The organism is Mesorhizobium sp. BR-1-1-10, assembly GCF_020165595.1.
GTDB lineage: Bacteria > Pseudomonadota > Alphaproteobacteria > Rhizobiales > Rhizobiaceae > Mesorhizobium > Mesorhizobium australicum.
In genome coordinates this window covers 166,239-193,018 of the sequence record NZ_JAIUIL010000002.1, presented here as the reverse complement: position 1 = coordinate 193,018, position 26,780 = coordinate 166,239, and the positions used below count along the sequence as shown (strand labels likewise).

At 62.9% G+C, this 26,780-nt stretch carries 29 protein-coding genes; 17 read left to right on the top strand and 12 right to left on the bottom strand.

What is annotated here, in order from left to right; translation table 11 throughout:
* Positions 1 to 27 precede the first annotated feature (27 nt).
* The 3 genes from LB555_RS03880 to sufC all read left to right on the top strand — a co-directional run bounded on the left by LB555_RS03880 (position 28) and on the right by sufC (position 3,712).
* Positions 28 to 1,188, top strand: coding sequence for a cysteine desulfurase family protein (locus tag LB555_RS03880; protein WP_224682310.1), 1,161 nt, complete (start codon positions 28 to 30; stop codon positions 1,186 to 1,188).
* A gap of 219 nt (positions 1,189 to 1,407) precedes the next feature.
* Positions 1,408 to 2,925 (top strand): Fe-S cluster assembly protein SufB, encoded by a 1,518-nt coding sequence (sufB, locus tag LB555_RS03875; RefSeq protein WP_224583009.1) that lies wholly within the window; start codon positions 1,408 to 1,410, stop codon positions 2,923 to 2,925.
* A 31-nt stretch (positions 2,926 to 2,956) separates the two neighbouring features.
* Positions 2,957 to 3,712, top strand: coding sequence for a Fe-S cluster assembly ATPase SufC (gene sufC, locus LB555_RS03870; protein ID WP_015318168.1), 756 nt, complete (start codon positions 2,957 to 2,959; stop codon positions 3,710 to 3,712).
* Positions 3,713 to 3,922: 210 nt separating this feature from the next.
* Here the strand turns inward: sufC and LB555_RS29470 are convergent, their stop codons facing one another.
* Entirely contained in the window at positions 3,923 to 3,991 is a 69-nt protein-coding gene (locus tag LB555_RS29470) for a hypothetical protein (RefSeq protein ID WP_411908821.1), read from the bottom strand.
* Positions 3,992 to 4,025: 34 nt separating this feature from the next.
* On the opposite strand from LB555_RS29470, the gene sufD reads away from it, so the two are divergent.
* From sufD to sufA, 4 genes are all read left to right on the top strand, one after another.
* A complete protein-coding gene (gene sufD, locus LB555_RS03860) occupies positions 4,026 to 5,021 on the top strand; it encodes a Fe-S cluster assembly protein SufD (protein ID WP_224682309.1) in 996 nt (331 codons plus the stop codon).
* Between the two features lie 5 nt (positions 5,022 to 5,026).
* Positions 5,027 to 6,271, top strand: a complete 1,245-nt coding sequence (locus LB555_RS03855) for a cysteine desulfurase (protein WP_140662014.1) — start codon at positions 5,027 to 5,029, stop codon at positions 6,269 to 6,271.
* Between the two features lie 21 nt (positions 6,272 to 6,292).
* Positions 6,293 to 6,685: an SUF system Fe-S cluster assembly protein gene (locus tag LB555_RS03850; protein ID WP_023773197.1), complete on the top strand. Its 393-nt coding sequence runs from the start codon at positions 6,293 to 6,295 to the stop codon at positions 6,683 to 6,685.
* Between the two features lie 101 nt (positions 6,686 to 6,786).
* The gene (gene sufA / locus LB555_RS03845; protein WP_140662016.1) at positions 6,787 to 7,167 is read left to right on the top strand and encodes a Fe-S cluster assembly scaffold SufA; all 381 of its coding nucleotides are present in this window, start codon (positions 6,787 to 6,789) and stop codon (positions 7,165 to 7,167) included.
* Positions 7,168 to 7,200: 33 nt separating this feature from the next.
* Here the strand turns inward: sufA and LB555_RS03840 are convergent, their stop codons facing one another.
* On the bottom strand, positions 7,201 to 7,698 hold the full coding sequence (locus tag LB555_RS03840) for a GFA family protein (protein WP_140662017.1): 498 nt from the start codon (positions 7,696 to 7,698) through the stop codon (positions 7,201 to 7,203).
* Between the two features lie 90 nt (positions 7,699 to 7,788).
* On the opposite strand from LB555_RS03840, the gene LB555_RS03835 reads away from it, so the two are divergent.
* Positions 7,789 to 8,112, top strand: coding sequence for a TfoX/Sxy family protein (locus LB555_RS03835; protein ID WP_224682308.1), 324 nt, complete (start codon positions 7,789 to 7,791; stop codon positions 8,110 to 8,112).
* Between the two features lie 187 nt (positions 8,113 to 8,299).
* Here the strand turns inward: LB555_RS03835 and LB555_RS03830 are convergent, their stop codons facing one another.
* Together LB555_RS03830 and LB555_RS03825 are read right to left on the bottom strand one after the other, a co-directional pair.
* Positions 8,300 to 9,217 carry a pseudouridine-5'-phosphate glycosidase gene (locus LB555_RS03830; RefSeq protein WP_224682307.1) on the bottom strand — a complete coding sequence of 306 codons (918 nt, stop codon included), beginning with the start codon at positions 9,215 to 9,217 and terminating at the stop codon, positions 8,300 to 8,302.
* Positions 9,218 to 9,294: 77 nt separating this feature from the next.
* The gene (locus LB555_RS03825) at positions 9,295 to 10,239 is read right to left on the bottom strand and encodes a carbohydrate kinase family protein (RefSeq protein WP_015318160.1); all 945 of its coding nucleotides are present in this window, start codon (positions 10,237 to 10,239) and stop codon (positions 9,295 to 9,297) included.
* Positions 10,240 to 10,520: 281 nt separating this feature from the next.
* Between LB555_RS03825 and recA the strand changes: the two genes are divergently transcribed.
* Entirely contained in the window at positions 10,521 to 11,621 is a 1,101-nt protein-coding gene (gene recA / locus LB555_RS03820) for a recombinase RecA (protein ID WP_013895892.1), read from the top strand.
* Between the two features lie 271 nt (positions 11,622 to 11,892).
* Entirely contained in the window at positions 11,893 to 14,559 is a 2,667-nt protein-coding gene (gene alaS / locus LB555_RS03815; protein WP_224682306.1) for an alanine--tRNA ligase, read from the top strand.
* Between the two features lie 225 nt (positions 14,560 to 14,784).
* Here the strand turns inward: alaS and LB555_RS03810 are convergent, their stop codons facing one another.
* Both LB555_RS03810 and LB555_RS03805 read right to left on the bottom strand, forming a co-directional pair.
* The gene (locus LB555_RS03810) at positions 14,785 to 15,420 is read right to left on the bottom strand and encodes a glutathione S-transferase family protein (protein WP_224682305.1); all 636 of its coding nucleotides are present in this window, start codon (positions 15,418 to 15,420) and stop codon (positions 14,785 to 14,787) included.
* Positions 15,421 to 15,435: 15 nt separating this feature from the next.
* Positions 15,436 to 16,647: an NADP-dependent isocitrate dehydrogenase gene (locus LB555_RS03805; RefSeq protein ID WP_140617002.1), complete on the bottom strand. Its 1,212-nt coding sequence runs from the start codon at positions 16,645 to 16,647 to the stop codon at positions 15,436 to 15,438.
* A 212-nt stretch (positions 16,648 to 16,859) separates the two neighbouring features.
* Between LB555_RS03805 and LB555_RS03800 the strand changes: the two genes are divergently transcribed.
* The gene (locus LB555_RS03800) at positions 16,860 to 17,777 is read left to right on the top strand and encodes an RNA methyltransferase (RefSeq protein ID WP_140617001.1); all 918 of its coding nucleotides are present in this window, start codon (positions 16,860 to 16,862) and stop codon (positions 17,775 to 17,777) included.
* A complete protein-coding gene (gene murI, locus LB555_RS03795; protein ID WP_224682304.1) occupies positions 17,770 to 18,633 on the top strand; it encodes a glutamate racemase in 864 nt (287 codons plus the stop codon). The genes LB555_RS03800 and murI overlap by 8 nt, the downstream gene beginning before the upstream one ends.
* Here murI and LB555_RS03790 read toward each other — a convergent pair.
* Positions 18,583 to 19,965: an RNB domain-containing ribonuclease gene (locus LB555_RS03790; RefSeq protein ID WP_224682303.1), complete on the bottom strand. Its 1,383-nt coding sequence runs from the start codon at positions 19,963 to 19,965 to the stop codon at positions 18,583 to 18,585. The two genes, murI and LB555_RS03790, sit on opposite strands and share 51 nt — an antisense overlap.
* Before the next feature lie 159 nt (positions 19,966 to 20,124).
* Here LB555_RS03790 and LB555_RS03785 point away from each other — a divergent pair, with 159 nt between their 5' ends.
* Positions 20,125 to 20,307, top strand: coding sequence for a DUF3008 family protein (locus tag LB555_RS03785; RefSeq protein ID WP_015318153.1), 183 nt, complete (start codon positions 20,125 to 20,127; stop codon positions 20,305 to 20,307).
* Between the two features lie 85 nt (positions 20,308 to 20,392).
* Here LB555_RS03785 and LB555_RS03780 read toward each other — a convergent pair whose 3' ends face one another.
* Positions 20,393 to 20,587, bottom strand: a complete 195-nt coding sequence (locus LB555_RS03780) for a hypothetical protein (RefSeq protein WP_041163853.1) — start codon at positions 20,585 to 20,587, stop codon at positions 20,393 to 20,395.
* A 373-nt stretch (positions 20,588 to 20,960) separates the two neighbouring features.
* On the opposite strand from LB555_RS03780, the gene rpsD reads away from it, so the two are divergent.
* From rpsD to LB555_RS03760, 4 genes are all read left to right on the top strand, one after another.
* Positions 20,961 to 21,578 carry a 30S ribosomal protein S4 gene (gene rpsD, locus LB555_RS03775; RefSeq protein ID WP_015318151.1) on the top strand — a complete coding sequence of 206 codons (618 nt, stop codon included), beginning with the start codon at positions 20,961 to 20,963 and terminating at the stop codon, positions 21,576 to 21,578.
* A gap of 151 nt (positions 21,579 to 21,729) precedes the next feature.
* A complete protein-coding gene (gene ttcA / locus LB555_RS03770; protein WP_224582995.1) occupies positions 21,730 to 22,617 on the top strand; it encodes a tRNA 2-thiocytidine(32) synthetase TtcA in 888 nt (295 codons plus the stop codon).
* Positions 22,607 to 23,434: an inositol monophosphatase family protein gene (locus LB555_RS03765; protein WP_140616997.1), complete on the top strand. Its 828-nt coding sequence runs from the start codon at positions 22,607 to 22,609 to the stop codon at positions 23,432 to 23,434. The genes ttcA and LB555_RS03765 overlap by 11 nt, the downstream gene beginning before the upstream one ends.
* 63 nt (positions 23,435 to 23,497) lie before the next feature.
* Positions 23,498 to 23,896, top strand: coding sequence for a hypothetical protein (locus LB555_RS03760; RefSeq protein WP_015318148.1), 399 nt, complete (start codon positions 23,498 to 23,500; stop codon positions 23,894 to 23,896).
* A 19-nt stretch (positions 23,897 to 23,915) separates the two neighbouring features.
* Here LB555_RS03760 and LB555_RS03755 read toward each other — a convergent pair whose 3' ends face one another.
* The 4 genes from LB555_RS03755 to LB555_RS03740 all read right to left on the bottom strand — a co-directional run bounded on the left by LB555_RS03755 (position 23,916) and on the right by LB555_RS03740 (position 26,780).
* Positions 23,916 to 25,145 carry a multidrug effflux MFS transporter gene (locus tag LB555_RS03755; protein ID WP_263488895.1) on the bottom strand — a complete coding sequence of 410 codons (1,230 nt, stop codon included), beginning with the start codon at positions 25,143 to 25,145 and terminating at the stop codon, positions 23,916 to 23,918.
* Between the two features lie 204 nt (positions 25,146 to 25,349).
* On the bottom strand, positions 25,350 to 25,685 hold the full coding sequence (gene grxD, locus LB555_RS03750; RefSeq protein WP_013895877.1) for a Grx4 family monothiol glutaredoxin: 336 nt from the start codon (positions 25,683 to 25,685) through the stop codon (positions 25,350 to 25,352).
* A 151-nt stretch (positions 25,686 to 25,836) separates the two neighbouring features.
* Positions 25,837 to 26,070 carry a BolA/IbaG family iron-sulfur metabolism protein gene (locus LB555_RS03745; protein ID WP_015318146.1) on the bottom strand — a complete coding sequence of 78 codons (234 nt, stop codon included), beginning with the start codon at positions 26,068 to 26,070 and terminating at the stop codon, positions 25,837 to 25,839.
* 122 nt (positions 26,071 to 26,192) lie between these two features.
* Positions 26,193 to 26,780, bottom strand: coding sequence for a hypothetical protein (locus tag LB555_RS03740; RefSeq protein WP_015318145.1), 588 nt, complete (start codon positions 26,778 to 26,780; stop codon positions 26,193 to 26,195).

Here is a 26,780-nt window from a genome sequence, read left to right as displayed (position 1 = left end):
GCTTCTGACGGGAAGAACTGGACAAAAATGGCCGCGAGACGCGCCTATCTCGACTATAATGCCAGTGCGCCGCTGCTTTCAGCGGCGCGCGAGGCCATGGTCGCGGCGTTTGATGCGGCCAACCCTTCTTCGGTCCATGCCGAGGGGCGCGCCGCGCGCAGGCTCGTCGACAATGCCAGGCGCGACGTGGCGGCACTGGTCAACGGCAAGGCCGAACATGTCGTCTTCACTTCGGGTGCGACCGAGGCCGCCTCGGCGCTTCTGACGCCGGACTGGCGGATGGGGCGCGGCGCCATTCGCATGAGCCGGCTCTACGTGTGCGAGGCCGACCATCCGTGCCTGCTGAATGGCGGACGTTTCCCGGCAAGCCAGGTAAAGCGGATCGGTGTCGACGCCGATGGCATCGTCAACCTCGACGCCTTGGCCGCGGCGCTCGCCGGCCACGACAAGGCCGACGGTCTGCCGCTGGTGGCGATCCATGCCGCCAACAACGAAACCGGCGTCATCCAGCCGATCGATCGCATTGCCGAAATCGTCAAGGCGGAGGGCGGCATTCTTGTCGTCGATGCCGTGCAGGCCGCTGGCCGCGTCTCGATCGACATGGCGGCTGGATACGCCGACTATGCGATTGTGTCCTCACACAAGATCGGCGGCCCCAAGGGCGCCGGTGCCATCGTCGCCGCGGCCGACCTGATGATGCCGACGCCGCTGATCAATGGCGGCGGCCAGGAAAAAGGCCACCGTGGCGGCACCGAGAACCTGCCTGGCATTGCCGGGTTTGGCGCCGCTGCACGAGAAGCCCTGGCCGGACTGAAGGCCGTCGGTGCCGTGCGGCAGCGTCGCGATGAGGCCGAAGCCATCCTGAAGACGCTGGTGCCGGACGTGGAAATCTTCGGAACGGACGCGCCAAGGCTTGCCAACACGACATTCTTCGCTATTCCCGGCGTGAAAGCCGAAACCGCCCAGATCGCCTTCGATCTGGCAGGCGTGGCGCTTTCCGCCGGATCCGCCTGCTCGTCGGGCAAGGTCGGGCCGAGCCATGTGCTGAAAGCCATGGGGCACGGCGACAGCCTTGGCGCCCTGCGCGTCTCGGTCGGTGCCGCGACCGCCGCCGAGGACATCGAACTGTTCCGCACCGCGCTGGCAAGCATTGCCGCGCGTCGGGCGGGTAGAGATAAGGCCGCCTAGCGGTTGGAGCATCGGACCGGAGAATCCGATGCTTGAGAAAAACGGATTTGGGCCTTTCGGCCTGGTAGAGCCGTGCGTTTCATGCTGGCCGGGTGAATTTCCGGTGGAGGCGCACTATATTGAACTTACGCTGCCGCGGATGCTGCTCGGGCGTCCATTTGGCGGTGCCATAGTTTGAAAACTGTCGGGCCTTGACCCCGGCGTGGATGGAGAACGCTTATGCCTGCTGTGCAGGACACGATCGATCGGGTCCGAAAGATCGACGTCGACCAATACAAATACGGATTCCAGACCGAGATCGCCGTCGACAAGGCTCCCAAGGGCCTGAGCGAAGACATTATTCGTTTCATCTCGGCCAAGAAGGACGAACCGTCCTGGATGCTGGAATGGCGCCTCGAAGCCTATCGGCGCTGGCTGACGCTGGAAGAGCCGACCTGGGCGCGCGTCAACTATCCCAAGATCGACTTCCAGGACATCTACTATTACGCGGCGCCCAAGAGCACGCCCGGACCGACTTCGCTCAGCGACGTCGATCCTGAGATCTTGAAAGTCTACGAGAAACTCGGCATTCCGTTGAGGGAGCAGGAGATCCTCGCAGGCGTCCAGAAGACCGACGCCTCGGAGTTCGAGGAAGCCAGCGACAATGTCTACAAGTCGGGCCGCGTCGCCGTCGACGCCGTGTTCGATTCCGTGTCCGTCGTCACCACTTTCAAAAAGGAACTGGCGCAGGCCGGAGTCATCTTCTGCTCGATCTCGGAAGCTATCCGCGAGCATCCCGAACTGGTGAAGAAATATCTCGGCTCGGTCGTGCCGACCTCTGACAATTACTACGCCACACTGAATTCGGCCGTGTTCACGGACGGGTCCTTCGTCTTCGTGCCGAAGGGGGTGCGCTGCCCGATGGAGCTGTCGACCTATTTCCGCATGAACGAGAAGAACACCGGACAGTTCGAGCGCACGCTGATCATCGCCGAGGAGGGGGCCTACGTCTCCTATCTCGAGGGCTGCACGGCGCCGCAACGCGACGAGAACCAGCTTCACGCCGCGGTGGTCGAACTGGTGGCGCTCGACGATGCCGAGATCAAATATTCGACCGTGCAGAACTGGTACCCCGGCGACGCCGAGGGCAAGGGCGGCATCTACAATTTCGTCACCAAGCGCGGCGACTGCCGAGGCCACCGATCGAAGATCTCGTGGACGCAGGTCGAGACCGGCTCCGCCATTACCTGGAAATATCCGAGCTGCATCCTGCGCGGCGACGATTCCTCTGGCGAGTTTTATTCGATCGCCGTCTCGAACGGCTATCAGCAGGTCGACAGCGGCACCAAGATGATCCATCTCGGCAAGAACACGTCGAGCCGCATCATCTCCAAGGGCATCGCCGCCGGATTCTCGCAGAACACCTATCGCGGCCAGGTCTCGGCGCACCGCAAGGCGACCAATGCCCGCAATTTCACCAACTGCGACAGCCTGCTGATCGGCGACCAGTGCGGCGCCCACACCGTGCCCTACATGGAAGCCAAGAACTCGACGGCGCAGTTCGAGCATGAGGCGACCACGTCGAAGATTTCCGAGGACCAGAAGTTCTACGTCATGCAGCGCGGCATCCCCGAGGAGGAAGCCATCGCGCTGATCGTCAACGGCTTCGTCAAGGACGTCATCCAGCAACTGCCGATGGAGTTCGCCGTCGAGGCGCAGAAGCTGATCGGCATCTCGCTGGAAGGCTCGGTGGGCTGACCAGCCCAGATAAATATTCAGGAAACAAAGAATGCTTGAGATCAAGAACCTGCACGCCCGCATCGTCGATGACGGCACCGAGATCATCCGCGGCCTGAACCTGACGGTGAAAGCCGGTGAGGTCGCCGCGATCATGGGCCCGAATGGCTCTGGCAAGTCGACCCTGTCCTACATCCTTGCCGGCCGCGAGGACTATGAGGTGACCGAAGGCGACATCCTCTACAACGGCCAGTCGATCCTTGAAATGGATCCGGCCGAGCGCGCTACGTCAGGAATTTTCCTCGCTTTCCAGTATCCGATGGAGATACCGGGCGTCGCGACCATGGAATTTCTCAAGGTGGCCATGAACGAGCAGCGCAAGGCGCGTGGTGAAGAGCCGCTGAAAATCCCGGAATTCCTCAAGCGCGTGAAGGAAGCCGCCGCCTCGCTCAGCATGGACATGGCGATGCTGAAGCGGCCGCTCAATGTCGGTTTTTCCGGCGGCGAGAAGAAGCGTGCCGAGATCCTGCAGATGAAGCTTCTGGAGCCGAAACTCTGCGTGCTCGACGAGACCGATTCCGGCCTCGACATCGATGCGCTGAAGATCGTCTCCGACGGCGTCAACGCGCTGCGGGCGCCGGACCGGGCATTCCTGGTCATCACCCACTATCAGCGCCTGCTCGAGCACATCGTGCCCGACAGCGTGCACGTGCTCTACAAGGGCCAGGTCATCAAGTCGGGCGACAAGTCCCTGGCGCTCGACCTTGAAGCCAATGGCTATGCCGGTGTGATCGGCGAAGCCGCGTGAGATGCCAGGTCATTTTGTGCCAAAAGACGGGGCAAAGCTGATGAATATGCACACACAACCGCAGCGCACACCGGCCGAGACAGCGTTGATCGACGCGTTCGGCGACCGGCTGTCGCTGTTGCCGGGCGACGGCGCGGTGATGCTGAAGCGCGACGATGCCATCGAAGCGATCAAGCACGGCTTGCCGACGCGACGTATCGAATCCTGGCATTATACCGACCTGCGCCGCCTTTTGAACGCGGTGCCGGAGTTCGACCCGGCCGCCACGGCGAAAGCCATCGCGCCAATCGTCGACGGTTCGACGGTTCTAAGCTTGTTGAACGGCGTATCGAGTGCCAAGGCGCCAGTTGTCGAAGGCGTCAGCGTCCAGCGCCTGTCGGAAAAGCTGATTGACGGCAGCATCGCGCCGGGCCTCGATCCCTATGGCAATGACGATGCCATCGGTGCGCTGAACACGGCTTTCGTTGCCGACGGCTACTTTGTCGACATCGCCGATGGCGCCGAACTGGAAAAGCCGGTCGAGCTGCAGAATTTGCAGGCCGGCGGCCAGACCCATGTGCGCTTGGCCGCTCGCGTCGGCGACGGCGCCAAGGCCGTCATCGTCGAGCGTCAGGCGGGCGAGGGCGCGGCGCTGACCAGTTCGGTCAGCCAACTCGTGCTCGGCGAAGGTGCTGAGGTAACGTGGCTGATCGTGCAGGAGCAGCCGGAGACTGCGACGCATCTGGCACAGTTCAAGGCCCATATCGGCAAGAACGCGAAACTGACGCTGTTCGTCATGAACGCCGGCGGCAAGCTTGTGCGCCAGGAGATCATGGTCAGGACGACAGGTGAGGGCGCCGACTTCCAATTGCGCGGCATCAACCTGCTCGCCGGCGACACCCACACCGACGTCACCATGGTGCTCGACCACGCCGTGCCGCACACGACCTCGACGGAGATCGTCCGCAACGTGGTGACGGGCAAGGCGCGTGGCGTCTTCCAGGGCCGCATCAACGTCCATCAATATGCGCAGAAGACCAACGCCAAGATGGCGTGCAACACGCTGTTGCTGTCGGATGACGGCGAGTTCTCGACCAAGCCCGAGCTCGAAATTTTCGCCGACGATGTCGTCTGCGGCCACGGCGCGACGGTGACCGAGATCGACCACGACCATCTGTTCTACCTGATGGCGCGCGGTGTCGACGAAAAGAGCGCACGCGGTCTGCTGGTCAAGGCCTTCGTCGCCGAGGTGATCGAGGAACTGGACGACGAGACGATTGTCGAGGCGCTGGAAGCGAAGCTCGACGAGTGGTTTGTGACGCACGGGTGAAGCTGATGAACGCACCGGGCAAGATTGGAGATTTCTACGACGTCGAGGCGATCCGCCGCGACTTCCCGATCCTGTCGCGCGAAGTCTACGGCAAGAAGCTGGTCTATCTCGACAATGGCGCCTCGGCGCAGAAGCCGCGGGTGGTGCTGGACACGATCCAGCACGCCTATTCCCAGGAATACGCCAACGTCCATCGCGGCCTGCATTTTCTGTCCAATGCCGCCACCGACGCTTACGAAAAGGCGCGGGAAACGGTGCGCCGTTTCCTCAACGCGCCAAGCACCGACAACATCGTCTTCACCTCCAACACGACGTCGGCCATCAACACCGTCGCCTATGGCTATGGCATGCCCAATATCGGCGAGGGCGACGAGATCGTGCTGTCGATCATGGAGCACCACTCCAACATCGTGCCCTGGCACTTCATCCGCGAGCGGCAGGGCGCCAAGCTGGTCTGGGTGCCGGTCGACGATCTCGGCGTCTTCCACATCGAGGAATTCGAAAAGCGGCTGTCCGATCGCACTAAACTCGTGGCCATCACGCAGATGTCGAACGCGCTGGGCACGGTGACACCGATCAAGGAGATCGTGCGCATCGCGCATTCGCGTGGAATTCCGGTGCTTGTCGACGGCAGCCAGAGCGCGGTGCACATGCCGATCGACGTGCAGGATCTCGATTGCGATTTCTTCGTCTTCACCGGCCACAAGGTCTACGGTCCCTCGGGCATCGGTGTGCTCTACGGCAAGAAGGATAGTCTCGCCGGCATGCGGCCCTTCATGGGCGGCGGCGAGATGATCGAGGAGGTGACGGAAGACATCGTCACCTACAACGAGCCGCCGCATCGCTTCGAGGCCGGCACGCCGCCGATCGTCCAGGCGATCGGACTGGGCGCCGCGCTCGACTACATGGACTCTGTCGGCCGCGAGCGCATCGCCGCGCATGAGGAAGACTTGAAGACCTACGCCCACGAGCGCCTGCGCGCCATCAACTCGCTGCGCATCTTCGGCGATGCGCCCGGCAAGGGCGCCATCATCTCCTTCGAGCTGCAAGGCATTCATGCCCATGACGTGTCGATGGTGATAGACAGGCAAGGCGTGGCGGTCCGTGCCGGCACCCATTGCGCCCAGCCGCTGTTGAAACGCTTTGGCGTAACCTCCACATGCAGGGCATCGTTCGGCATGTATAATACCAGGGCAGAAGTCGACGCTTTGGCCGAGGCGCTTGAAAAAGCGCGCAAATTCTTCGGATGACGATTTTTTCGGGTGACGACCATGGATGATGTGAGCACCACCACCGAAGCTACGCCGGAAGCCGCCGGCAACAGCGTCGTTTCCGCCTCGGCCATTCCCGCCGATGAACTGGCGCGGCTGACCGACGACATCGTCTCGGCGTTGAAGACGGTCTACGACCCGGAAATCCCGGCCGACATCTACGAGCTTGGCCTCGTCTACAAGATCGACGTCGAGGACGACCGCTCGGTCAAGATCGACATGACGCTGACCGCGCCTGGCTGCCCGGTGGCCGGCGAAATGCCCGGCTGGGTGGAAAATGCCGTCGGTGCCGTCGAGGGCGTCTCCGGCGTTGAAGTCAACATGACCTTCGACCCACCCTGGACGCCCGACCGCATGTCTGAAGAGGCGCAGGTGGCGGTGGGCTGGTACTAGCGCCGCACCTGGCACACTTGCGCCAGTGGTAAAACTTCACCATTTAGGTGAGGAATCATTCGGCAGGCCTTGAACCTGCATGGAATGGAGAAGGAAAAAGCATGGGACGCTTTGCCGTCATCACGATGACCGAAAAGGCCGCCGACCGGGTGCGTGAGATCGTCGCCACGCGCGACAACGCGCATGGCATCCGCCTTGGCATCAAGAAGGGCGGCTGCGCCGGCATGGAATACACGGTCGATCTGGTGACCGAGCCCAACACAAAGGACGACCATATCGAGCGCGACGGCGCGCATGTCTATGTCGCGCCGGAAGCCGCCCTGTTTCTGTTCGGCACCGAGATGGATTTCGAGCAGACGACGCTGCGTACCGGCTTCACCTTCCACAACCCGAACCAGAGTTCGGCTTGCGGCTGCGGCGAATCCGTCGAACTGAAGCCGGCCGATCTCAAGGCGCTGGCCGAGGCGCGCGCCACGGCCTGATCTTCCTTCGCCCCGTTTACGGGGCGAAGAAAGCTAATCCACCCACATCCCCGTCCGCTTATGCCAATCGGCGATCGATTCCTCGGGATAGACGTCGAATGTCTTGTCGCCCTTGCCGATCTCAGGCTCGACCCAGTTGGCCTTGTATTTCAGCATCAGATGCACTTTTTCAGGCGGCGTTGGCAGATCGCTGTCGATCGCCGAGGCGAAGGGATGCACCAGGTCCGGCCAGGTTGGGTCGTAGAGCCAGAGCGCCGACCCGCATTTGCGGCAAAAATTGCGCTCCCCGGTCGATATCTCGCAGTGGGGATGCTCGTCATCCTCGATCTCGGCGCGATAGACGCCGAGATTGCTCTTGCCCCTGATGTTCAGCGTCTCGTAGGCGGCGCCGAGATTGATGGCGAAACCGCCGCCGCCCTGCTGCTTACGGCAGATCGAGCAGTAGCACAGCATGAACGGCACGGGCGTGTGGCTTTCCACCTCGAAACGCACGGCGTTGCAGCGACAGGACCCCTTGAGCAGCACAGGCATGGCTAAAACTCCGACAGGATAGCCACAACCTGTCAGCATGATTTTGGTTGCGGCGATGACAAGGCCAAATGCCGGTGACATGATCGCGGCATGGACAATGAGCGCATCGCAGAACTGTTCGAGGGCCTCGGTCCGGTCAGCATCCGAAAACTATTCGGCGGCAAAGGCATCTATTTCGATGGCGTCATCGTCGCCATCGTGCTGCGCGGCGAATTGCTGCTGAAAGCCGACGCGCAGAGCGAATCGGAGTTCGAAGCCGCGGGCTGCCGGCAATGGACCTACACCGGCTCTCGCCACGGCAAGCTTGTCGCCATGCCCTATTGGAGCATTCCCGACAGCGCTTTCGACGATCCCGACGAAATGACGGTGTGGGCGCGACGCGCCTATGAGGCTGGGCGGCGGGCGGGGAAGTAGGCTCCCGCCAGCGCGAGGCCGCCCCCTCATCCGGCCGCTTCGCGGCCGCCTTCTCCCCCGGGGGGGAGAAGAGGTTTGCGTTGAGGCCGCAAGTTCCTCTCCCCTCGGGGAGAGGTCGGATTGCCCCAAATTGCTCTTTGCAATTCGGTCTTGGCAATCCGGGTGAGGGGGACTTTCTTGGCAGTCCCTACAGCGCCTTGGCGATCTCAGCCGCCAGCCTTGCATTGTTCTCGACCAGCGCGATGTTGGTCTTCAGGCTGCGGCCGCCGGTGAGTTCGAGGATTTTTCCCAGCAGGAACGGCGTCACCGCCTTGCCGGTCACGTTGAGCGCCTCGGCCGCCTTTTGCGCGGCTTCGATATAGCCCGCCATCTCCTCGGCCGGGATTTCCTGGTTCTCCGGCACGGGGTTGGCAATCAGCATGCCGCCGCCCAAGCCCAGAGCCAGGCGTGTCCGGTAGAAATGCGCGATATCTTCCGGTCCGTGCAAGGTCAATGGCGCCCGGAACGGTGACTGCCGCGACCAGAAGGCCGGCATCGTCTCGCAGCCATGGCCGACCACGGGCACGCCGCGCGTCTCCAGCACTTCCAGCGTCTTTTCGATGTCGAGGATCGCCTTGGCGCCGGCCGAGACGACGATCACCGGTGTACGCGCCAATTCATCGAGGTCGGCCGAGATGTCGAAGCTCTTTTCCGCCCCCTTGTGCACGCCGCCAATGCCGCCGGTGGCGAACACCTTTATCCCGACCATGTCAGCCGCGATCATGGTGGCGGCGACCGTGGTGCCACCGGTGCGGCCCTGCGCGACGGCGAAGCCGAGATCGGCGCGCGACAGCTTCATGGCGTCACCGGTCATCGCCAGCGATTCGCGTTCGCCGTCCGAAAGCCCGATCTTGATGCGGCCGTTGACCACCGCGATGGTTGCCGGCACGGCGCCGCCGTCAGCGATGATCTTTTCGACGTTGGCCGCCATGGCGCCATTGTCGGGATAGGGCATGCCATGGGTGATGATGGTGCTTTCGAGCGCCACCACCGGGCGCCCGGCGGCCAGGGCCTGCGCCACCGGTGCGTGGACATCGATGAAGGGGCGGGCGGTCTCTGGCGTCATCTCTGATCTCCAATCCGGAGTGCGGCGCATCCATCAGGAAAGCGTAGCTTCACCGCGCGTTATGAACTTGCCGGGTCTCATGCCACTTCCCTGGCATCCGGCACAAGGGCCAGCGCTTCCGCGAAGCTCGCCGCGGTGAATTCGGGCACCGCGTCGGCGCTTTCGATGGCCAGCGTTGCCGCGGCGACGCCCTCACGCACGGCGTGGCGCAGCGGCTGGCCCCGCAGCAGTGCTGCGACCGTTGCACCTGCCAGCGCGTCGCCGGCGCCGGTGACATCGGCGACTTTTCTGGGGGCAGGCGGCAGGATCGAAAAGGCGCCTGTCTCATCGAAACCCAGCACAGGGCCGCTGCCTGCCGTGACCACGCCGCTGGCAAGGCCGCTGCACCGCAACCCGTCGACCATTTCCCGCTCGGCGGCCGCTGCATTGACACCGGCCAGCACGACGGCCTCTCGCCGGTTCATGAAGAGCTGGGCCAGCCCGCCGAGAACCGGTATCAGCCGCGTTACCTTCGCCGGCGAAATCGCGATGGCGAAAACCGGTTTACCGGCGGCGAGCGACAGCAGCCGCTCCAGGGCGGCCGACGGCAGATTGGCGTCGCACAGGATGGCATCGGCGGCGGCCACCTCCTGGCGTATCTTGGAACGCCTGATCTGCTTGGGAAAAGCCAGGTCGTACAGTGCCATGTCGGCAAAGCCGACGATCAATTCGCCCTCGCGATCGATCAATGCCGTGTAGCTCGGCGTGGTACGGTCGAGGAACACCGCCGAAAGATCGGCGATGCCTGCCTCGGCGATGGCCCGTGAAACCGTATCGGCCGACGCATCGCCGCCCCGCATCGACACCAGGGAGGCCGACACGCCGCGCCGCACCATGCTGCGCAACGCATTGAAGACGCCCCCGCCGACATCCTCGCGCATCGTGCCGGGATTGGAGGCTGCCGGCACATAGGGACCGTACACCTGGCCACGCCGGTCGATATGGGCGCCGCCCACGGCCAGGATCTTCGGGGATTCCACCATGGTGGCGATATGACCTTTGTTGTTGCGGCCGCACAAGCGCTAGAGTGCGCGACAGAGCTTCGCATGCTGGTCGGCGATTCGGTCGGGCGATACGATCGAGCCGTCTGGCCCAATGCGGAGCCCGTTCGTGCCAGGGTTTGCGAGACAAAAAAAGAACAAATCGCGATATCCTTTGTTTTTCAGTTGGTTGTCACCCCTTGCCAAATGAGAACAAAAAAGGTACAAAATGGCAGGGATCACGGATTGTCCGGCCTTCATTGACGACCAAGGGGTGATGTATCATGGCTCAGAATTCTTTGCGGCTGGTAGAGGATAAGGCAGTGGACAAATCAAAGGCTCTGGATGCGGCGCTGTCGCAAATCGAGCGGGCTTTCGGCAAGGGCTCGATCATGCGGCTCGGCGCCAACGAGCAGGTCGTCGAGATCGAAACGGTGCCGACCGGCTCGCTCGGCCTCGACATCGCGCTCGGCGTCGGTGGCTTGCCGCGCGGCCGTATCATCGAGATCTATGGGCCGGAAAGCTCCGGCAAGACGACCCTGGCCCTGCACACCGTGGCTGAAGCCCAGAAGAAGGGCGGCATCTGCGCCTTCGTCGATGCCGAACACGCGCTCGATCCGGTCTACGCCCGCAAGCTCGGCGTCGATCTTGAGAACCTGCTGATCTCGCAGCCCGACACCGGCGAGCAGGCGCTGGAGATTTGCGACACGCTGGTGCGTTCCGGCGCCATCGACGTGCTGGTGGTCGATTCGGTGGCGGCGCTGACGCCGCGTGCCGAGATCGAGGGCGAGATGGGCGATTCGCTGCCGGGTCTGCAGGCCCGCCTGATGAGCCAGGCGCTGCGCAAGCTGACCGCGTCGATCTCGCGCTCCAACACCATGGTCATCTTCATCAACCAGATCCGCATGAAGATCGGCGTCATGTTCGGTTCGCCCGAAACCACGACCGGCGGCAACGCGCTGAAATTCTACGCTTCGGTTCGCCTCGACATCCGCCGTATCGGCTCGGTCAAGGATCGTGACGAGGTCGTCGGCAACCAGACCCGCGTCAAGGTGGTCAAGAACAAGTTGGCGCCGCCCTTCAAGGTGGTCGAGTTCGACATCATGTATGGCGAGGGCGTCTCCAAGACCGGCGAACTGGTCGACCTCGGCGTCAAGGCCGGCGTGGTCGAGAAATCGGGCGCCTGGTTCTCCTATAATTCGCAGCGTCTCGGCCAGGGCCGCGAGAATGCGAAACTGTTCCTGCGCGACAATCCCGATACCGCGCGCGAGATCGAGCTGGCGCTCAGGCAGAATGCCGGATTGATCGCCGAAAAGTTCCTCGAAAATGGTGGCTCCGAGGGCAATGGCGACGACGGTTTTGAGGACGAAGCCGGCGCGATGTAGGCAACGGCCAGAATTTGGCCATAAATCCAGACTATTAGTCAATGCTTAAGTAACAGAGTTCCGTAGTACCGCGTTCCAAACCGCCGGCCTTCGCGCCGGCGGTTTTCGTTTGGGCGGCCCCGCAAGTGCCGGTGCAAAGCGCGAATTGGCCCAATTCCGTGTTTCTGGACAGGGTCAAGAGCTACGGCTAAAAGGCCAGCTCCATCTTCTAGAAAATACAGAGCCATCTCCCGCCGGTCCGGCCGGCGGCTCTCTTGAAAAGGCAGTATCCATGAGTGGCGTCAACGAGATCCGGTCGACCTTTCTCGACTATTTCCGCAAGGAGGGCCACGAGGTCGTGGCCTCAAGCCCGCTCGTGCCGCGCAACGATCCGACATTGATGTTCACCAATGCCGGCATGGTGCAGTTCAAGAATGTCTTCACCGGTTTGGAGAAGCGGCCCTATTCGCGCGCCACCACAGCCCAGAAAAGCGTCCGCGCCGGCGGCAAGCACAACGATCTCGACAATGTCGGCTATACCGCGCGCCACCTGACCTTCTTCGAGATGCTCGGCAATTTCTCCTTCGGCGACTATTTCAAGGAGCGCGCCATCGAGCTTGCCTGGAACCTCATCACCAGGGAGTTCGGGCTGAAGAAGGACAAGCTGCTGGTCACCGTCTATCACACGGACGACGAGGCGGCTGGCTTCTGGAAGAAGATCGCCGGTTTCTCCGACGATCGCATCATCCGCATCCCGACCTCGGACAATTTCTGGGCGATGGGCGACACCGGTCCTTGCGGACCTTGCTCGGAAATCTTCATCGATCGTGGCGAGCACATCTGGGGTGGACCTCCCGGCAGTCCCGAGGAAGACGGCGATCGCTTCCTCGAATTCTGGAACCTGGTGTTCATGCAGTATGAGCAGGTAACGAAAGAGGAGCGCGTCGACCTGCCGCGCCCGTCGATCGACACCGGCATGGGCCTGGAGCGCATGGCGTCCATCCTGCAAGGAGTGGAAAGCGTCTTCGAGACCGACCTGTTCCGTCATCTGATCGATGCGGCGTCCTCGGCACTTGGGCGCGCGCCCGACGCCGAAACGGTTGCGTCCTATCGCGTCATTGCCGATCATCTGCGCTCGTCCTCCTTCCTGGTCGCTGACGGCGTGCTGCCGTCGAACGAAGGCCGCGGCTATGTGCTGCGCCGCATCATGCGCCGCGCCATGCGCCATGCGCAGTTGCTGGGGGCGAACGAGCCGCTGATGTGGAAGCTGGTGCCGGCGCTGGTGCGCGAGATGGGCCAGGCCTATCCCGAACTGGCACGCGGCGAAACGATGATCGCCGAGACCCTGAAACTCGAGGAGACCCGTTTCCGCAAGACGCTGGTGCGCGGCCTCGGGCTGCTGTCCGAGGCGACGGAGAAGCTCGGCGCCGGCGACATGCTCGATGGCGAAACGGCATTCAAGCTCTACGACACCTATGGCTTCCCGCTCGACCTGACGCAGGACGCGCTGCGGCAGCGCAGCATCTCGGTCGACCTTGCCGGCTTCACCAATGCGATGGAGCAGCAGAAGGCAGAGGCGCGCAAGCACTGGGCCGGGTCCGGCGAGGCCGCCACCGAGACGGTTTGGTTCTCCGTGCGTGAAAAGACCGGCGCCACCGAATTCCTCGGCTACGAAACCGAGCAGGCGGAAGGCCTCATCGAGGCGCTGGTCAAGGACGGCAAGACCGTCGACAGCGCCGGCAAGGGCGATGCGGTCGCCGTGGTCGTCAACCAGACGCCGTTCTACGGCGAGTCCGGCGGCCAGATGGGTGACACCGGCATAATCTCGGGCGAGGGCTTCTCGATCGAGATTTCCGACACGCAGAAGAAGGCCGATGGCCTCTTCGTGCATCTCGGCAAGGTGGTCGCCGGCACGGTCAGGCCGGGTGCCGCGGTCGAACTTAAGGTCGATCATGCCAGGCGCTCCCGGCTGCGCGCCAACCACTCGGCGACGCACCTGATCCACGAGGCGTTGCGCGAGGTGCTGGGCACCCATGTCGCGCAGAAGGGTTCGCTGGTCGCACCCGAGCGTCTGCGCTTCGACATCTCGCACAACAAGCCGATCTCCGCGCAGGAGCTCGAAGAGGTCGAGCGCATGGCCAACGAGATCGTCGTGCAGAACGGCCCGGTGACCACGCGCCTGATGTCGGTCGATGACGCCATTGCCGAGGGCGCGATGGCGCTGTTCGGCGAGAAATACGGCGATGAGGTGCGCGTCGTGTCGATGGGCACGGGCCTGCATGGCGCCAAGGCCAACCGCCCTTATTCGGTCGAGCTCTGCGGCGGCACGCATGTCAGGGCGACCGGCGATATCGGCCTGGTGCGCATCGTCTCGGATGGTGCTGTCGCCGCCGGCGTGCGCCGCATCGAGGCGTTGACCGGCGAGGCCGCGCGCAGGCATCTCGATGAGCAGGACCGACGCCTGAAGACCACGGCGGCAACGCTTAAGATTTCGCCCGCAGATGTGCCAGCGCGCGTCGAAGCGCTGCTCGAAGAGCGCAAGAAGCTCGAGAAGGACCTGGCCGAAGCGCGCAAGAAATTGGCGCTGGGCGGCGGGTCGCCTGCCGATGCTCCTGCCGCCAACGAGATCGTCGCTGGCGTCGGCTTTCTCGGCAAGGCGGTGTCAGGTGTCTCGCCGAAGGACCTGAAGCCGCTGGCCGACGCGGGCAAGACTTCGTTGGGCTCTGGCGTCGTCGTGTTTGTTGGCACGGCTGAGGACAACAAGGCGAGCGTCGTGGTCGCTGTCACCGATGATCTCGTCGGCCGTTTCAGCGCCGTCGATCTGGTGCGCGTGGCCTCCGCCGCATTGGGCGGGCAGGGCGGCGGCGGCCGCCCCGACATGGCGCAGGCCGGCGGCCCGGATGCGTCGAAGGCCGATGATGCGATCGCGGCGGTGAGGGCGGCGCTCGAAGCAGCGTAGCTACCATGCGTGGGCCCAGGCGGGATCCTTTCTCTTGGGGCAGCGCTGCCCCTCATCTGGCTGCCGCCATTTTCTCCCCGTAGAACGGGGAGAAGGGCGCTTTCGTCGCGCCCTTCGCCAATCGCCCTCGTTGCAGAAGAGCGCCGGCAACGCGACCAGCCTCTTTCTCCCCGTTCACGGGGAGAAATGCCCGCCAGGGCAGGGGCGGCGCGACGTCGAGGAAGCTCACCTCGAGTTATACGCTTTTTCGGTACGCACGAAGCTCGGGCGGCCAGCCATTCGCAAATACAAATCCCAGATGCCTGCAAACTGCGCCAGCAATCCCCGTCCTTCTGGAACCTTGACGAAGTAGCCGATGATCGGCGCCGCGTGCAGATCGGCCAGGGTCAGCTGGTCGCCGAGCAGCCAGGGCCCATCTTGCTTCAGCGAAGTCAGCGCCTTCAGCACCGTCTCGGCCTGCCGCAGGCCATCCACGATCAAGCTCTCGTCGGGCACTTCCTTCTCCAGACGCTCGACCGCGACATCCCAGACCATGGCACGGTAGGCGTAGGCGTCGAGCATGCCGATGATCTGGTTCATCCTTGCGCGGGCGCGTATGTCGGCGGGCTGCAGCGCCGGCCCGTCGAAGGCCTCGTCGACGTAGCGCGCGATCGCACTCGACTCGAACAGGCGGAAATTGTCATGCTCGAAGGCCGGGATGCGGCCGAAAGGATGGTGTTTGCCGTACCATGCCGGCGCGCCACCTTCTGCAAAGATGTCGACCGGCACGAGATCGTAGGCGATGCCTTTCTCCTCGAGCGCAAGCCGGACGATGCGTACATAGACGCTGTAATCCGCGCCGTAGACGACCGGCTTGCCCATTCGTCCGCGAGGCGGTTACGCCATCGCCTTCTGCAAATTCTCGTCGATCTTGTCGAGGAAGCCGGTGGTCGAGAGCCAGGGCTGGTCGGGGCCGATCAAGAGCGACAGGTCCTTGGTCATGAAGCCGCTCTCGACAGTCTGGATGCAGACCTTTTCCAGCGTCTCGGAAAAACGCTTCAGTTCGGCGTTGTCGTCGAGCTTGGCGCGGTGCGCGAGGCCTCGCGTCCAGGCGAAGATCGACGCGATCGAATTGGTCGAGGTTTCCTCGCCCTTCTGATGCTGGCGATAGTGGCGGGTGACGGTGCCGTGCGCGGCTTCCGCTTCGACGGTCTTGCCATCCGGCGTCATCAGCACCGAGGTCATCAGGCCGAGCGAACCGAACCCTTGCGCCACCGTGTCAGACTGGACGTCGCCGTCATAGTTCTTGCAGGCCCAGACATAGCCGCCCGACCATTTCAGGCTCGAGGCCACCATGTCGTCGATCAGGCGGTGCTCGTACCAAAGCTTCTTCGACTTGAACTCGGCCTCGAATTCAGCCTCGTAGACTTCCTGGAAAATATCCTTGAAGCGGCCGTCATAGGCCTTGAGGATGGTGTTCTTGGTCGACAGGTAGACCGGATAGTTGCGCAGCAGGCCGTAGTTCAGCGACGCCCGGGCGAATTCGCGGATGGACTCGTCGAGATTGTACATGGCCATGGCGACACCGGCGCCGGGCGCGTCGAACACGTCGTGCTCGATGACTTGGCCGTCCTCGCCGACGAACTTGATCGTCAGCTTGCCCTTGCCGGGAAAGCGGAAATCGGTGGCGCGATACTGGTCGCCGAAGGCGTGGCGACCGACGATGATTGGCTTGGTCCAGCCGGGCACCAGGCGCGGCACGTTCTTCATGATGATCGGCTCGCGAAAGATGGTGCCGCCCAAAATGTTGCGGATGGTGCCGTTCGGCGATTTCCACATCTTCTTCAGCTTGAATTCCTCGACGCGCTGCTCGTCGGGGGTGATGGTCGCGCATTTCACGCCAACACCGTATTTCTTGATGGCGTTGGCCGAATCGATGGTCACCTGGTCGTTGGTGGCGTCGCGATGCTCGATGCCCAGGTCGTAATATTCGAGCTTGAGGTCGAGATAAGGGTGGATCAGCTTGTCCTTGATGAACTGCCAGATGATGCGGGTCATCTCGTCGCCGTCGAGTTCGACGACCGGGTTCGCCACCTTGATCTTCGCCATGGAAAGAATGCCTCGTTGCTGGGAATGGGACGGCCTTGCCCGCGTGGCGTCGGCCGGGGATGCCGCCCGTATATCAAAGCGCTTTTGGCCACGCAAACGGCGATCGGTCACGAATGTGAGCCCACGGCGCCGTCATTTGCGAATGCTTCATTTTCGCGGCCGAATATGGCAGGGGACGCTGAAATGCCGCAAACAGCAGTTCATTGACAATCATGCCCATTACCAAAGATCCCGATAACACCGCAGCCGGCCCGGCGATCATCCTTGTCGAGCCGCAACTCGGCGAGAATATCGGCATGGTCGCCCGCGCCATGGCCAATTTCGGACTGTCGGAGCTGCGCCTGGTCAATCCGCGCGATGGCTGGCCGAGCGAGAAGGCGCGTGCCGCCGCCAGCCGTGCCGACCACGTCATCGATGCCGTCAAGGTTTTCGACGATCTGGCCTCGGCACTTGCCGACCTGAACTTCGTCTTCGCCACCACCGCAAGGCAGCGCGACGGTTTCAAATCCGTGCGTGGACCGGTGGAGGCGGGCAGGATGCTGCGCGCCCGTCACGCAATGGGGCAACGCACCGGTATCCTGTTCGGTCGCGAGCGCTTCGGCCTCTACAATGACGAGGTCGGCCTCGCCGACGAGATCGTCACTTTCCCGGTCGATCCTGATTTCTCCTCGCTCAACATCGCCCAGGCGGCCTTGCTGATGTCCTACGAGTGGATGAAGTCGGGCCTGGAGGACGAGACCAGGACCAATTTTTCGGGGCCGGAGATGAAGCCTGCAAGCAAGGAAGAATTGCACGGCCTGTTCACCTATCTCGAAGGCGCGCTCGAGGCGCGCGGCTATTTCAGGCCGGCGCCGAAGAAGCCGAAAATGGTCGACAACCTCCGCGCCGTGCTGACGCGGGCAGGCTTTGCCGAGCCGGAGCTCAAGGTGCTGCGCGGCATCATCTCTTCGCTTGACCGGTTCTCGCCGGCGATGCCGCGCGGCGATGGGTCACCTGGCGATGACCCGAGGCGTTTGCCCGCGGCGGCGGCGCGCGCCCGCAAGGCGGAGGCGACTGGTCGGGCGCCGGACGCTAGCGGCGACGACACGGACACGCCACTGCTCGGCGGCAAGGGAACCGACAATGACTGACCAGCCGATCCTGATGTTCGATTCCGGCGTCGGCGGTCTGACCGTGTTGCGCGAGGCACGCGTCCTGATGCCCGACCGGCGCTTTATCTATGTCGCCGACGATGCCGCTTTTCCTTTTGGCGCCTGGGAGGAGCCGGCCCTAAGAGAGCATATACTAGGATTATTCGCCAAACTGCTCGACCGCTTCGCGCCGGCCATCTCGGTTATCGCCTGCAACACCGCCTCGACACTGGTGATCGACGCGCTGCGCGAAAGATTTCCCGGCCATCCCTTCGTCGGCACGGTGCCGGCGGTCAAGCCGGCGGCCGAGCGCACGCGCTCCGGGCTGGTCTCGGTGCTGGCGACGCCGGGCACGGTGAAGCGCCAGTACACGCGCGACCTGATCAGCAAATGGGCGCAGAAATGCCATGTCCGCCTGGTCGGCAGCGACAGGCTGGCTGGCCTGTCCGAAGCCTATATGCGCCAGGGCTTCGTCGACGAAGAGGCCGTGCGCGCCGAGATCGAGCCATGCTTCATCGAGCGCGACGGCATGCGCACCGACATCGTCGTGCTGGCCTGCACGCACTATCCCTTTCTGGTCAATCGCATGCGCAAGACCGCTCCCTGGCCGGTCGACTGGATCGATCCGGCCGAGGCGATCGCACGGCGCGCCCTTTCGCTGCTGCCGGCGATCAATGGGGCGCTGCCGCAAGCCGAGCCTGATATCGCGGTCTTCACCTCGGGCAAGGCGGACTTCGCCGTCAGCCGCCTGATGCAGGGGTTCGGGCTGACCGTTCACTTGGACAGCGGCAAAGCCGCCCGCCACTCAAACAGGTTCGAAGACGATGCTGCGTTGATCCGGATCGGCCAGGACTAGCCTAAGCGTCAGACCATCACCCTGTCTGAGCCCCGAGGCCTTCACGGTGGCAACGACAGCCATGTCGGCAAGCTGAATGCGCACGCCATGGTCGACGAAGTCGGTGACGACGGCTTTGAACGTCTCGCCCTCGCGCCCCTCCAGCATTACCGCCTCGGCAAGGTCGATGGCCGCGTGGTTGATCTGCGAAGCGCGGCTATCCGCGCGCCCCATCGCCTTCGGCAACCTGGCAAACGCGTCGGTAACAGCCTGGGGCACGGGCTGGCCGTTGGCGATAGCCAGCGCACAGCGCACGACATAGCGATCAGCAAGGCGCCTCAGTGGCGCCGTTGCATGGGCATAGGTCGCGGCCATCGCCTCATGCCATGGGACAACGCCGTCCTGATACGGTTGATAGGATGCGCCGGGGCTTGCATGGCGGATTTCCAGCATCAGCGCCGCCTGATGCGGATCGGTCGGATCGAGGGTTCGCTGATAGTCCCGCAAGCTGGTCGAGGCCGGCCAGGACAGTCCGAGAGCCTGTGCCGCGTTGCGCAGCCTTTGAACCTTGAAGGCATCCGGCCCCGACATCACCCGAAAAAGGCCGGTATGATGCGCAAGCATGGCATCGGCGATCGCCATGTTGGCGGCCAGCGAAAGCGCGGCGTTGTCCTGCTCGGATTGCAGAAGCGGCCTGAACGAAAGCCGGAATGTGCCGTCGGCAAGCCTTTCCACCTCCTGCTCGGGTGGGTCGACGCGGGAAGCCCCACGGCGCCGCTCATTCGCCGCCATGCGCCGCGCCATTTCGGCGAAGCCGGCCGGGACATCGGAGGCCTTCACGCTGTCATAGGCGAGCTTCGCGCGGCTTTGAATGATTGCCCGCTCCGCGCCGTCCAACTTCGTCGCGCCGTCCTGCGCAACCCGAACCGTGAAGATAGCAGCTGGACGGGGTCCATCCGGCAACAGGCTCGCCCCACCCTCGGCAATTACCGGCGGATAGAGCCCGGCCTTGCCGTCCGGCAAGTAAAGCGTCTCGCCCCGCGTCCAGGCTTCGCGATCGATCGCGTCGCCGTCCTCGACGAACCAGGCCACGTCGGCGATGGCGTAATGCAGCAGAAGATCGCCACCGCTCGCCTCGATCGAGAACGCCTGATCGAGATCGGTGGAAGCAGCCGGATCGAGCGTGACGAACGGCATTTCAGTTCGATCGGCATGCTGGTTGGGCACACGTTTGGCCGCCGCCTCCGCCGCGGCAAGCACATCGGCCGGAAATCCGTCCGGCACGTGGAATTCGGCGCGGATTTTCGCCAGTCCCGCGGAGAGAACCTGTGAGGGATCGGTCAGGGATTTCATTCAGCCGTCCTACACTGGGGTTCCGGACACGAGAAGGCTGCCGACGAAAATCGCCGAGCGCGGCCAAGGGTTGGCACCAGGCGGACGGGGAGCAGCGCCACTGGCGCTGGAACCGCCGCCGAAGCGTGGCGTTTCTCCTGACAGCAAAGGAGACCCGCCATGCCAGCCACTTCGAAAGCCCAGCAGAAAGCCGCCGGCGCCGCACTCTCCGCCAAACGCGGCGAGACCAAGAAAAGCGAACTCAAGGGCGCCTCCAAGGGCATGTATGAATCGATGAATGAAAAGCAGCTCGAGGAATTCGCCGAGACGAAGCGCAAGGGATTGCCGGAGAAAAAATCCTAAGGATTGAGCGCTCGAGCCAGACTACCTTGGAATGAAAAAGGGCCAGCGACGTTCGCTGGCCCGGGAATTGTGGCGTTGAACAGTCTTACCAGCGGCAGCGCCGTACTCTCTCGACGATCACCCTGCGATGGCCATGCCGCCACACCACTCGCTTCTTCACGACGATGCGGCAGACCTGCTTGTGGCCGTGCCAATGACGCGCCATGGCCGGCTCAGGGGCCACCGCCATCGACCCGGCAAGCACCGCGGCCCCTGCCAGGGTAAGGAAAAACTTCTTCATGCAATTAAGCTCCTCTAGCTCCAGTCCCTTCCTGGTGCCGCTGGCGCAAACCTCCCGCCACATCGGCATCGCATCAACGCCTTGGACGCTATACGGTTGCGTTGCGCCGCGCCACTCACAAGCTTGACACCGGTTAAATCTCGGTTTAACCAGCCGCCAACGCCGGGCAGCGATGTCCGGTGTTTGTTTTGTATACGCAAGATCTGTCACGACAATCGTTTCCGATCTTGTTTGAACTGACGTGTCCCGTGGGTTTTCCGCCGCGTTGCGTGGGAAAACCCTGTCAGGTCTCGAAAACGGAGGCCAGAGGAGGGCGCGTTTCCTTCACCCGGACCAAGAGGTGCCGGGTGTGTTGTCTTTGAAAGGGAATGCGATGAGCAAGCGCGAATCCGCGAAATACAAGATCGACCGCCGTCTCGGCGAAAATATCTGGGGCCGCCCCAAGTCCCCGGTCAACAAGCGTGAATACGGCCCCGGCCAGCATGGCCAGCGCCGCAAGGGCAAGCTTTCCGACTTCGGCCTGCAGCTCCGTGCCAAGCAGAAGCTGAAGGGCCACTACGGCGACGTGTCGGAAAAGCAGTTCCGCAAGGTCTATGAAGAGGCCGATCGCCGCAAGGGCGACACCTCGGAGAACCTGATCGGCCTGCTCGAATCGCGTCTCGACGCGGTTGTCTACCGCTCCAAGTTCGTGCCGACCATTTTCGCCGCCCGTCAGTTCGTCAATCACGGCCACGTCAACGTCAACGGCAAGCGCGTCAACATCGGCTCGTATCGCTGCAAGCCGGGCGATGTCGTCGAAGTGCGCGAAAAGTCGAAGCAGCTGGTGATCGTCCTGGAATCGGTTGGCCTCGCCGAGCGCGATGTGCCCGACTACATCGAAGCCGATCACAACAAGATGACCGCGACCTTCTCGCGCATCCCGGGCCTGGCGGACGTTCCGTTCGCCGTGCAGATGGAACCGAACCTGGTCGTCGAATTCTACTCGCGCTAAGCGAACGCTTTTTTGCGATACCGGAAAGGCCGCCCCTCGAGCGGCCTTTTTTGTTTCGGGCACCCGTTTTGCGGCGTGTCGCTAAAATCAATTTCGATTTTCCAGACAATGCGCTAAGCCGGGCGGAAGTCACATCCGGGGCCGTCGCGCCATGAACATGCAGCCAGACATCGAAACACTAGAACCGGCCGCCGAAGGCGGCTCTCACCCGCTGTTCGCCGATGTACCGTCCTCGGTCGAGTTCAACAAGCTGCGCAAGCGACTGCTACGGCTGACCCGCCAGGCGATCGAGGATTTTTCGATGGTGAAGCCGGGCGAGCGCTGGCTGGTCGCGCTGTCGGGCGGCAAGGATTCCTACGGTCTGCTGGCCATGTTGCTTGATCTCAAATGGCGCGGGATGCTGCCAGTCGAGTTGCTGGCCTGCAATCTCGACCAGGGCCAGCCGAATTTCCCCAAGCATATCCTGCCCGACTATCTCGACACCAACGACATAGCGCACCGTATCGAATACCGGGACACCTATTCGGTCGTGACCGACAAGCTCCCCGAAGGCAGCACCTATTGCTCGCTCTGCTCGCGGCTGCGGCGCGGCCATCTCTACAGGATCGCGCGCGAGGAAGGCTGCTCGGCCCTGGTCCTCGGCCATCATCGCGAGGACATCCTCGAAACCTTCTTCATGAACCTGTTCCACGGCGGGCGGCTTGCCGCCATGCCGCCGAAACTGCTCAACGACGAAGGCGATGTGATGGTGTTGCGGCCGCTGAGCTATTGTGCCGAAATCGATCTGGAGAAATTCGCTGCCGCGATGCGGTTCCCGATCATCCCTTGCGATCTCTGCGGCAGCCAGGAAGGGCTGCAGCGCAACGCCATGAAAGCGATGCTCGAGGACATCGAAAAGCGCATGCCCGGCCGCAAGGACACCATGATTCGCGCTCTGTCCAACACCAGGCCGTCGCATTTGCTCGACCGAAAGCTGTTCGATTTCGCCGCCCTCAATGAAACCCTCGCGATCAGGCAAGACATTTCCGATGACATTTGACGACACCGCGATCGACTGGCTGGCCGGCATTCTGGCCGAGGCAGCCCAAGCCGAAATCATGCCGCGCTTTCGCCGACTGGGCGACGGCGACATCAGGCAGAAGACTTCCGCCGCCGACCTGGTGACGGAGGCCGATGTCAACGCCGAGCGGCTGATCACCGCCAGGCTGCGCGATCGCTATCCCTCTGCCATGGTGGTGGGCGAGGAGGCCTGCTCCGAAGATCCGGCGCTGCTCGACGGCTTGGGCGATGCCGAACTGGCGTTCACCGTCGATCCGGTGGACGGCACCTTCAATTTCGCGTCCGGCGTGCCGCTGTTCGGCGTCATGCTGGCGGTCGTGGTCAGGGGGGAGACGGTCGCGGGCATCATCCATGATCCGGTGGGCAAGGACTGGCTCATCGCCGCCAGGGGTGCCGGCAGTCATATCAGGCATGCCCATGGCAGCCTGGAGAAAGTGCGTGTGGCGGCGCCAGTGCCGATCTCGCAGATGACCGGCGCGGTGTCCTGGCAATATCTCGACGAACCGGAGCGCTCACGCCTGGCGCGCAACCAGACCAAGGCACTGTCGCAGTTCGCCTATCGCTGCGCTGCTCACGAATATCGCTTGCTGGCGAGCGGGCATGCGCATTTTGTCGTCTACAACAAGCTGATGCCCTGGGATCATCTGCCCGGCGTGCTGATCCATCAGGAGGCCGGCGGCCATGCCGCTCGGATCGACGGCAGCGCCTATCTGCCTTCGCATGTCGATGGCGGCCTGCTTGTCGCGCCGGACCAGGACAGCTGGCAGGAACTGCGCCGCGAGCTGTGGGCGGAATAGGACCAATTCCTGTGGCTTGAACCGTTGTATGATCGAGTCGGGCGTTTTGGCGGAGGCTCTCGAATGAAACCTCGGTTCGCAATTTTTGTGGCTCTTGCCGTGGTGCCGTTTGCGAACGCGGCAATCGCGCAAGAACGCTCCTGTCACAGTCCCGATCCCATCGACACCATCAAGGAGATGTCGGACGCTATCTATGCCTGTTGGAAGCCGCCACCCGGAACCGCGGGCATGTCCTTGACCATGCAGTTCTCGCTTCGTCGCAACGGGACGCTGATCGGGACGCCTCGCGCCACCTATTCCGATCTGGGGGTCGATCCGCGGCTCAGCCGAGCCTTCGCGGCGTCCATTCTCAAGGCGCTCGACGACGCTCTTCCATTGCCCTTTTCAAATGGCATGGGCGGAGCGATCGCGGGGCGGATGCTCTCTCCTCGCTTCACGGCGGCGCTTGAACGCGCATCCTGACGCCACCAGCAGACGACAATCAATGCAGGTCGGTGACGTGGCCTGAAACGGGGGCGTTCTGCGGCTGGAACATCTTGCCGCGTTCCGCAAACAGGATCATCAGCAGCGCGGCCACCGAGACGCTGCAGAAACCGGCGGCTAGCGGCGTCACCGTGCCGTTGAAAGCCTGACCGATCAGCGTGCCGAGAATGCCGCCGAGAAAAGTCTGCATGAAACCCAGGATGGACGACGCCGTGCCGGCCAGCTGGCCAAGCGGCTCCATGGCCAACGCATTGAAATTGGCTCCAAGACAGCCAAACGGCAGCATGGCACTGGCAAAGAAGGTGATGAACAGCCAGAGCGGCATCTTCGTTTCCAGTGAAACCACCAGCCAGGCCAGGCTGATCACCAGAAACAGCAACAGCGCGCTTTGCGACAGGCGGCGCATGCCGACGCGGCCGACAAGGCGCGAGTTCAGATAGTTGGAGAAGGCGAGTACGCCCGCGACACCGGCAAAGATGACGGGAAACATCTCGCCGACGTCGAAGACGCCGACGTAGATCTGCTGCGCCGAGGCGATAAAGCCGAACATGGCGCCGAAGATGAAGGTGCTGGCGAAGGCATAGCAGAGCGCGATGCGGTTGGTGAGCACGATGCGGAAGCCGCCGAGGATGGATGAAACCGTCAGTGGCCGGCGATATTCGGGATGCAGCGTCTCGGGCAGGCGCAGCAGCGACCACGCCGAGACGATCATGGCTCCGACGGCCATTGTGACGAATATCCAATGCCAGGTCGCAAACAGCATGATGAACTGGCCGATGCCTGGAGCCACGACCGGGATCGCCATGAACACCATGAAGATCAGCGACATGACTTCGGCCATACGCCGGCCGTCGAATGTATCGCGCACGATCGAGACCGCTATGACGCGCGTGGCGGCCGCGCCAAGGCCTTGCACGGCGCGGCATATCAAGAGCGTTTCAAAGCTCGGGGCGATAGCGGCCGCGGCGGCTGCCGCCACATAGATGATCAGGCCGGCGACGAGCGGCGAGCGGCGCCCGAACCGGTCCGAGATCGGCCCGAAAAACAGTTGGCCGCCGCCGAAACCCAGTATGTAGGCGGTGACCACATATTGCCGATGATTTTCGTTCTCGACCCCGAGCGAGGCACCGATCTGCTGCAGCGCCGGCAGCATGATGTCGATGGCCAGCGAATTGAGCGCCATCAGCGCCGCGCAGAGCGCGATGAACTCCCAGCGCGGAATCGGCAATTGGCTTGCCCGAGGCGAGGTGCTTGCCCCTTGCGGCGCTGATTTCTGCTGGTCCACGGCAAGTCCGATCTCTCAAACGAAAACGCGCCGGCGGGCCGGCGCATTTGGCTCGTCCTGGTCCCGGGATCCGGGCTTGTAAAATTGCCGAGGTGGGGCCGCCCCGGTGGCTTGGGCATGTCGATACCGACACGCCCAAAACTGAAGTCAGGCGGCGCCTTTGACGCTCACGCCCTTCTCGACCAGAAAGGTCTGCAATTCGCCGGCCTGGAACATTTCGCGGATGATATCGCAGCCGCCGACGAATTCGCCCTTGACGTAGAGCTGCGGGATCGTCGGCCAGTTGGAATAGTCCTTGATGCCCTGGCGCAGTTCGGCGGAGTCCAGAACGTTCACGCCTTTGTAGTCGGCGCCGATATAGTCGAGGATCTGGACGACCTGGCCGGAAAATCCGCATTGCGGGAAGCCGGGCGTGCCCTTCATGAAAAGGACGACGTCGTTGCCCTTCACTTCATTGTCGATGTAGTCGTTGATGCCGCTCATGGAATATCCTTTCACGCCTGTGGGAGTCAGGCTCGAAACATGTCCCTCAAATAAACCCATAGGTTGCCCGAAACAAGACTTTAGCCATGCCATCACCCGAATGGCGCAAAGAATGGGCGGCTTTGGGCCAAGCGTGTCGGGTGGAAACGCCTCAGTCGGGAACGCTGGTCTGCAGCGCCAGCGCGTGCAGCACGCCGCCCATATTGCCCTTCAGCGCGTCATAGACCATCTGATGCTGCTGGACGCGGCTTTTTCCGCGAAAGCTTTCGGCCACGACCTCAGCGGCGTAATGGTCGCCGTCACCGGCGAGGTCGCGAATCGTCACACGGGCATCCGGTATGCCGTCCTTGATCAGTTTTTCGATGTCGTGGGCGTCCATTGCCATTGCGGAAATTCCTGTTTCGGAAGGGCGGCGGCGCGGCGGCCCATGTGATGAGAGTCGGGCAAGCCTAAAGCCTTTCCAATCCGGATTGAAGCGGTTCTGTCCGGTGTCCGTTCTGTTGGTGTTCAGGCGATGGGTTCACCCGGCCCCTGCGCCGGCTCATCCTCGCGCATCGAGAAGGCGCGGCCAAGGCTGAAGACCAGCACGTAGAGCGGGAGGTTGATCGCCATGTTGGCGATCGGCAGATAGCTGGTCATTCGCCAGGCGGGCGAGAAGAACGGCTGGCCGTAACCATCGCAGACAAGCGAAGAGCCGTACTCCCACAAGGCCCCCAAAACGGCCGAGACGGCGAAAAGCTTGATGCAGGTGACGACGTGTCTCGTCCGCGCCTCGTCCGGCAGAAGCCGGTTCCAAAGCAGCAGGCAGATGATCGGAACCGCATAGATGAGGTTCTGCAGGACAAGCATGGGAAGCGTGCCGTTGGCCGCGGCGAGGAATTCTCCGCGCGTTTCCAGCCTGGGGCAAACCTCGCTCGATGTCGTCGAGAGCAGGAAGAAGACGAACGGCCCGAGGCACCAGAAGAAGAACAGCGACGGCCAGAAGACGACTGCAAGCAGCGCCCGGACGGCCAGTTTCTTATGATTGAGCAGGATCTCTGGACAAAACGGTTTTCCCTTTGTCCAAGAAAACCGGTTTCCACCTTTCGGGATCAT

Coding starts and splice junctions, on each gene's coding strand:
- LB555_RS03830 (WP_224682307.1), bottom strand. CDS start 9,217: ATGACGCCAGAGACCGCCCGCCCCTTCATCGATGTCCACGCACCGGTG.
- LB555_RS03800 (WP_140617001.1), top strand. CDS start 16,860: ATGCCCATTACCAAAGATCCCGATAACACCGCAGCCGGCCCGGCGATC.
- LB555_RS03805 (WP_140617002.1), bottom strand. CDS start 16,647: ATGGCGAAGATCAAGGTGGCGAACCCGGTCGTCGAACTCGACGGCGAC.
- sufA (WP_140662016.1), top strand. CDS start 6,787: ATGGGACGCTTTGCCGTCATCACGATGACCGAAAAGGCCGCCGACCGG.
- LB555_RS03745 (WP_015318146.1), bottom strand. CDS start 26,070: ATGGCAATGGACGCCCACGACATCGAAAAACTGATCAAGGACGGCATA.
- LB555_RS03840 (WP_140662017.1), bottom strand. CDS start 7,698: ATGCCTGTGCTGCTCAAGGGGTCCTGTCGCTGCAACGCCGTGCGTTTC.
- sufC (WP_015318168.1), top strand. CDS start 2,957: ATGCTTGAGATCAAGAACCTGCACGCCCGCATCGTCGATGACGGCACC.
- LB555_RS03825 (WP_015318160.1), bottom strand. CDS start 10,239: ATGGTGGAATCCCCGAAGATCCTGGCCGTGGGCGGCGCCCATATCGAC.
- LB555_RS03850 (WP_023773197.1), top strand. CDS start 6,293: ATGGATGATGTGAGCACCACCACCGAAGCTACGCCGGAAGCCGCCGGC.
- recA (WP_013895892.1), top strand. CDS start 10,521: ATGGCTCAGAATTCTTTGCGGCTGGTAGAGGATAAGGCAGTGGACAAA.
- rpsD (WP_015318151.1), top strand. CDS start 20,961: ATGAGCAAGCGCGAATCCGCGAAATACAAGATCGACCGCCGTCTCGGC.
- LB555_RS03855 (WP_140662014.1), top strand. CDS start 5,027: ATGAACGCACCGGGCAAGATTGGAGATTTCTACGACGTCGAGGCGATC.
- murI (WP_224682304.1), top strand. CDS start 17,770: ATGACTGACCAGCCGATCCTGATGTTCGATTCCGGCGTCGGCGGTCTG.
- sufB (WP_224583009.1), top strand. CDS start 1,408: ATGCCTGCTGTGCAGGACACGATCGATCGGGTCCGAAAGATCGACGTC.
- LB555_RS03740 (WP_015318145.1), bottom strand. CDS start 26,780: ATGATCCCGAAAGGTGGAAACCGGTTTTCTTGGACAAAGGGAAAACCG.
- LB555_RS03880 (WP_224682310.1), top strand. CDS start 28: ATGGCCGCGAGACGCGCCTATCTCGACTATAATGCCAGTGCGCCGCTG.
- LB555_RS03780 (WP_041163853.1), bottom strand. CDS start 20,587: ATGAAGAAGTTTTTCCTTACCCTGGCAGGGGCCGCGGTGCTTGCCGGG.
- LB555_RS03835 (WP_224682308.1), top strand. CDS start 7,789: ATGGACAATGAGCGCATCGCAGAACTGTTCGAGGGCCTCGGTCCGGTC.
- ttcA (WP_224582995.1), top strand. CDS start 21,730: ATGAACATGCAGCCAGACATCGAAACACTAGAACCGGCCGCCGAAGGC.
- alaS (WP_224682306.1), top strand. CDS start 11,893: ATGAGTGGCGTCAACGAGATCCGGTCGACCTTTCTCGACTATTTCCGC.
- LB555_RS03765 (WP_140616997.1), top strand. CDS start 22,607: ATGACATTTGACGACACCGCGATCGACTGGCTGGCCGGCATTCTGGCC.
- LB555_RS03790 (WP_224682303.1), bottom strand. CDS start 19,965: ATGAAATCCCTGACCGATCCCTCACAGGTTCTCTCCGCGGGACTGGCG.
- LB555_RS03810 (WP_224682305.1), bottom strand. CDS start 15,420: ATGGGCAAGCCGGTCGTCTACGGCGCGGATTACAGCGTCTATGTACGC.
- grxD (WP_013895877.1), bottom strand. CDS start 25,685: ATGAGCGGCATCAACGACTACATCGACAATGAAGTGAAGGGCAACGAC.
- LB555_RS03760 (WP_015318148.1), top strand. CDS start 23,498: ATGAAACCTCGGTTCGCAATTTTTGTGGCTCTTGCCGTGGTGCCGTTT.
- LB555_RS03785 (WP_015318153.1), top strand. CDS start 20,125: ATGCCAGCCACTTCGAAAGCCCAGCAGAAAGCCGCCGGCGCCGCACTC.